Genomic DNA, 5,906 nt, shown 5'->3' on the forward strand with positions numbered 1-5,906 from the left:
GTTATAATTGTAATTTTAATAAATTTTCTAAATACGTTCGTTCGTTTGATAATCTAGGTACTTTGTGTTGTCCGCCTAATTTATCTTGTTGTTTTAACCAATCATAAAAAAGGTTTTCACGTGCCACATTTAGTACTAACGGATTTAAAGTCATATTATTATAACGCTTTGCTTCGTAATCCGAATTTACATTTTGTAAATTTTCATCTAATGCCTTTCTGAAGTTTTCTAGATTATCAGGTTTAGTTTTAAATTCAATAATCCATTCGTGCGCTCCTTTTTGTTTTTCGTTCATGAAAATGGGAGCAACAGTATAATCGGTAATTTCACAATTGAATTCTTTGCAAGTTTTGGTTAATGCTGTATCTGTATTTTCAACCATTAATTCTTCTCCAAAAACATTAATATGATGTTTGGTTCTTCCAGTAACTTTTATTCGATACGGGCTTAATGAGGTAAAACGAATGGTATCGCCAATTAAATAACGCCATAAACCTGAATTAGTTGTAATTACCAATGCATAATTTTTATTCAATTCTACTTCATTTAATCGAATAACGCGTTGGTTTAATGTTCCAAAAGTTTCCATCGGAATAAATTCATAGAAAATACCATAATCTAGCATCAGCAGTAATTCATTAGAATCGTTTCTGTCTTGAATGGCGAAAAATCCTTCTGATGCATTATAAATTTCGTAATATTTAAAATTGTCTTTCGGAAATAATTTCTTGTATTGTTCTCTGTAAGGATCAAAATTTACACCTCCATGAAAATAAACTTCTACATTTGGCCAAAGTTCCAATAAGTTTGATTTTCCTGTAGTTTCTAATGTTTTTTGTAGTAAAACCATCATCCAACTTGGTACACCTGCTAAACTTGTTACATTTTCGTTGATAGTTTCGTTAACAATAGCAGGAAGTTTGGTTTCCCAATCGCCCATTAACGAAATTTTACTGCTGGGTGTGGAGCTAAATTCAGCCCAAATCGGCATGTTGTCAATTAAAATGGCAGATAAATCGCCAAAAAAAGTATTGTTATCTTCATACAATTGCTTGCTACCACCTAAACGAAGACTTTTTCCAACAAACATCTGTGAATCTTCATTATTGTTTAGATACAAACACAATAAGTCTTTACTTGCTTTATAATGACAATTTTCTAAAGCTTCTGAACTTACTGGTATAAATTTGCTCTTAGCATTGGTAGTTCCGCTCGATTTGGCAAACCATTTGATGTTAGAATTCCAAAATACGTTTTGTTCGCCTTGTCTGGTTCTTTCAATTAAAGGTTCTAAATCTTCATAAGTAGAAACAGGTATTCGCTCACTAAAAGTGGTGTAATTCTTCATAGAAGAAAAGTCATATTTTCTTCCAATTTGGGTGTTTTCACCAGATTTTATTAGGCTGAAAAGCAATTCTTCTTGCACTTCATGCGGATATTTTAAGAACAATTCCATTTGATGAATTCGTTTCTTTAAAATCCAAGTGGCAACAGAATTTATAATTTGTAATGGCATTTACCTATTTCTAATTTTGAATTATTAAAACGGAATAATAACTTTACCAAAAATAGCAATTTTTTCAAATAATCGAACGAAAAAGTAAATCTTAACACAAATGAATTATCAAGGCACGCTAAGTAAAATGCAAACCGAATTTGGAAACCCAATTCAATACTATTTGGTTTTTGAAAATAGTTTTTTAAACTTGAATCAATTATTAGGAAAACCAATGGAAATTGAATTACAAGGCTACCAATGTTTGAATTGCGGAAAAGCCAAGAAAATTTTTCGTCAAGGATTTTGTTACGATTGTTTTATGAGCAGCCCAGCAGTAGGTGATTGGATTATGAAGCCCGAATTAAGCACTGCTCATTTAGATGTTGAAGATAGAGATTTAGAATACGAAAAGCGAGTGCAATTGCAACCTCACGTAGTCTATTTAGCTTTATCAAGCGAAGTAAAAGTAGGCGTAACCAGAAAAACTCAAGTTCCTACTCGTTGGATTGACCAAGGTGCCGTGCAAGCCATTCCAATTGTTGAAGTTCCCAATAGATATTTAGCAGGAATTACAGAAGTTGCCTTGAAAAACCATTTTGCCGATAAAACCAATTGGCAAAAAATGCTAAAAAATGAATTTCTAGCTATGGATTTGATTGCAGAGCGCAACAAAGTTTTCGATTGGTTACCAACCGAAGTAAAAGATTATTTCCCAAAAGAAGAAAAAATCATTCAGCTCGATTTTCCAGTATTGCAATATCCAAAGAAAGTAACGAGTTTAAATTTAGATAAAACACCAAACTTCTCTGGAACACTTACCGGCATTAAAGGTCAATACCTGCTATTTGAAGACGGAACCGTTTTTAATGTTAGAACTTATGAAGGTTATGTGGTGAAGATGAGTTTGTAATAAATATATAACTCGCCCATCGAATTTATCAGCGCAACGAAAGCGCGGAAATGTTTTCCGTGCACTTAAAGTAGATAATACTTATGACCACATCAAACAAGATTTTTATTTTAGTTCAGTAAGAAATTATGTTGAATTAGATAATGATTTACAAGTTATTTTATTAGATTAGTTTGAAGTTGATTGTGGGCACGGAAAACATTTCCGCGCTATCGGGGTTTTGTAAACTCTACTTTGAAGTTTACAACTACTGATGGTTGTCCATTAAACTCTATAGGGCTATTATCAGGAATTAAAATTCCATTTACTTTTACGTTCTTTATTTTGTAGTCAATTTGAGCATATAGACTAGTAATAAAAAGTATCGAAATTATTGTATAAATTTTTTTCATGTTATTCTTTTATTAAATGTATTTGAAAGCCAAAGCCTAAATAAATGTTGTTTAGATTATTTTGTTCTGAAGATAACTTTGTATATTTGATAATGCTTTCAAAAGCAACTGAGCTGTTTAAAAAATAAACAAACCCGGTTTTAATACCAAACCCATTGTTGTTGCCAAGATACTTACTGAAAAATCTACTATAGGAAGGTTCTAAAAATATATTATATGGTTTTTCAGATTTTAAAAAATAATATCTTACAAAAGGATTTATAGCTAAATTCATTCCATCTGAATTTATTTTATTCCCTTCTGTAAAGCCATTTATATAGCTTATACTTGTTCCTACTGCAAATTTATCTTTAAAAAAATAAGCAACATTTGGCTCAATCTTTAGATTGTAACTTCCTTCTTCCGTATAATCAATAGTTGTACCACTAGAATTACTGTTTTTAATATCAATTTTCGAATAATCAAAACCAAGGTTACCCCCCACCATCCAATTCCCTTTAGTAATTTGGGCATTAGAAGTTAAAAATGATAAAAGAGTAAGAGCAAAAATTAATTGAATTGTTTTCATGTTTGTAATGTGTTAAATGTTAAAAATGTAAAGTTAATCTTTCTTTTTGGTGGGCTGTTGCCTTGCGAAAATTTAGTTATTTTTTTTTCATTTTTGTATAATTAAAAAATTTACACAAAAATCGGTATTAAAAATAATCTGATTTTACGGTTTTACCGTAAAAATGTTACGGTTTTTACTTTTTTTGAAGATGGAACTGTTTTTAATGTTAGAACCTATGAAGGTTATGTGGTGAAGATGAGTTTGTGATAATCTACATAAGAATCTTCTTGTCAAGCTGAACTTGTTTCAGCTTCTTGATGTCGTTTTGAAATCATTAGATTCTGAAACCAGTTCAGAATGACAAACCGAAATACAGCACCCATCTACTCTTTTTTCTTTTTACCAAATAACCCTTTTAAGGCATCGCTTGCTTTGTCTTTTACGGTGTTTTTTAGGTCTTCTTTTGGTGTAGTTGTTTTTGTAGTATCAGTTGCTGTATTGTTTGAGGGAGTCCCTTTTGTACCATTTATTAAATTACCTAAAGCTGAAGTTCCTTGATTAACTAATTTGTCTTTCTGCATTTTAACTAATTGTGTTGTCAAATTGGTTGTTGATTGTTTTAAATCGGTATTAAATTTTGGCTGTGAAAAATTACCTGTCATTAATCCAGATACGGGAATGCTCGTTATTTGTTTTTGGTCGGCAGGCGTTAATTTTGCAATTAAATTAGTTACGTCTTTACCTAAATATTTCACCGGAACATCAAACTTTAAATTGTAATTCATCGTTTGGTCAAAACCATGCGTTCCGCCAACATTTACTGTGATATCTTGGTATTTAATGTCGAAAGGTTTTACGTTTACTTTTCCATCTTTAATAGAAAGTGCCGCTTTAACATCATTAAGATTTACTTTACTCATATCGATGAATTTCATGTTGGAACTCAATGCAGTCAACATAGCCGAGTTCTTTTCATTAATGGTAGTTGATAACAATTGCCCAAATAAATCTCCCGAAATCGTTTTTAAGTTAGGCGTCATATCGTTTTGTAAATCTCCAGATAATTTAATGGTTGAATTCAGTTTCCCATTAACAACACCTGCAATTGGAGCAATCGATTTCAACATATCTAATTGTGTAAATGATTCGGCAATATTTACGGCATTCAATCCTAAATTCATATCAAATTTTGGCGTTTTCCCTTTGGTAGAAACAGTTCCTGTTAAACCAATATTTCCACTAAAGATTCCCATTTTTAAATTATTCAATGTAACGGCTTCGTCACGAATAATCATATTTCCAGAAACATCTTTCAAATTTAAATTGTCATAAACTACAGTTCCAGCTTTTGCTGTAATACTGCAATCTAAAAAAGAAGGAATTTTAACCGCTTCAGTAGTTTTTTTACCTTCTTCTGAAACAGTTGTAGTAGGTGCCATGAAATCAGAGACTACTAATTTGGTCGAATTCATATTGAATTTCCCTTTCAAGATTTGATTTTTGAATAGGAATCCGTAGAAATTATCCAATGTTCCATTTACTTGAATATCAGACGAACCTGTTTTAGCGTCAAACTTACTTAAGTTGATGTGGTTTGGATTGAACGCTACATTAGCTTGATTAATCTTGAATGGTTTTGCCATTTCTGGACCTTCATAATTAAATCCAGTCAAACTAACGGTTCCCGAATTTTGTATGTTTTGATACTGACTTTTCTCTACCGATTGCATGTCGAATTTCGTTTTTACATCGGCTTTTAGAATTCCAGTTAAGGGTTTGTCTAATTTTACGGGATATGCTTTGGTTAAATTTGCTAAATTGATGGTTCCTTTTAATTCGGCATCCACTAAAGCATTTGTGGCAATATTTTTCACAATTGCCTTCGCATTAAAAACGTCTTGATCAATAGCAAATGACAATTGGTGTAAATTCACATAAGTGTCATTCATTAAACCAGTTTCATTAACAATATGGGTGTTAATTACAATATTTTTTACTGATTTTGGTAAATCAGGATATTGGAACGAGGCATTATTCGAAGCAATTTTCACATCAAAAGCTGGAATCGTAGTTTCGGTTAAATTTCCTTTTACTTTTCCATCTACTGAAAATTGTCCGGTTGTTTTTACTTTATTGATATCACCTGAATAAGCGGCTGGAATTAATCCCAAGAAGTTTTTGAAATCAGATGTTGGTGTTTTGAATGTTAAATCATAGTTTTGACCCGCTTCCACCATTTGAATAAATCCATTAAACTCTAATGGCAATTGGTTAATTAAGGCTTTGTTGTCTTTGAATTCGTATTTGCTTTTTTCTAAATCAATTCCTAAAACAGCATCTAAAGTGATTCCTACATTGTTCATGTAGTTCATTTTTTCCATTTCAAAAGAAAGTTTGGCTGTAGTTTTAGTTTCCAAATCTAATTTTTGAGCCGCAAAATTTCCTTTTCCTTCATGATAAATACTGTCTAAAACCATTTTCATGTTTGCACCTTCATCTAAGTAAGTGAATTTTAGATTTTCCACTCCATATTTTTGTATGTCTAAAGCAAAAGGT

At 31.4% G+C, this 5,906-nt stretch carries 5 protein-coding genes; 1 reads left to right on the top strand and 4 read right to left on the bottom strand.

Annotation, left to right across the window (positions count from 1 at the left end; translation table 11 throughout):
• Position 1 precedes the first annotated feature (1 nt).
• Positions 2–1,516 carry a GH3 auxin-responsive promoter family protein gene (locus tag Q0075_RS06085; RefSeq protein ID WP_297868732.1) on the bottom strand — a complete coding sequence of 505 codons (1,515 nt, stop codon included), beginning with the start codon at positions 1,514–1,516 and terminating at the stop codon, positions 2–4.
• Positions 1,517–1,616: 100 nt separating this feature from the next.
• Between Q0075_RS06085 and Q0075_RS06090 the strand changes: the two genes are divergently transcribed.
• Positions 1,617–2,408 (top strand): DUF2797 domain-containing protein, encoded by a 792-nt coding sequence (locus tag Q0075_RS06090; protein WP_297868733.1) that lies wholly within the window; start codon positions 1,617–1,619, stop codon positions 2,406–2,408.
• A gap of 209 nt (positions 2,409–2,617) precedes the next feature.
• Here the strand turns inward: Q0075_RS06090 and Q0075_RS06095 are convergent, their stop codons facing one another.
• The 3 genes from Q0075_RS06095 to Q0075_RS06105 form a co-directional block, all read right to left on the bottom strand.
• Entirely contained in the window at positions 2,618–2,800 is a 183-nt protein-coding gene (locus Q0075_RS06095) for a hypothetical protein (protein ID WP_297868734.1), read from the bottom strand.
• A gap of 1 nt (position 2,801) precedes the next feature.
• Positions 2,802–3,368: a hypothetical protein gene (locus Q0075_RS06100; protein ID WP_297868735.1), complete on the bottom strand. Its 567-nt coding sequence runs from the start codon at positions 3,366–3,368 to the stop codon at positions 2,802–2,804.
• 365 nt (positions 3,369–3,733) lie between these two features.
• On the bottom strand, positions 3,734–5,906 hold a 2,173-nt coding region (locus Q0075_RS06105; protein WP_297868736.1), incomplete at its 5' end, for an AsmA family protein.

This window comes from uncultured Flavobacterium sp. (genome assembly GCF_937967675.1).
Taxonomy (GTDB): domain Bacteria; phylum Bacteroidota; class Bacteroidia; order Flavobacteriales; family Flavobacteriaceae; genus Flavobacterium.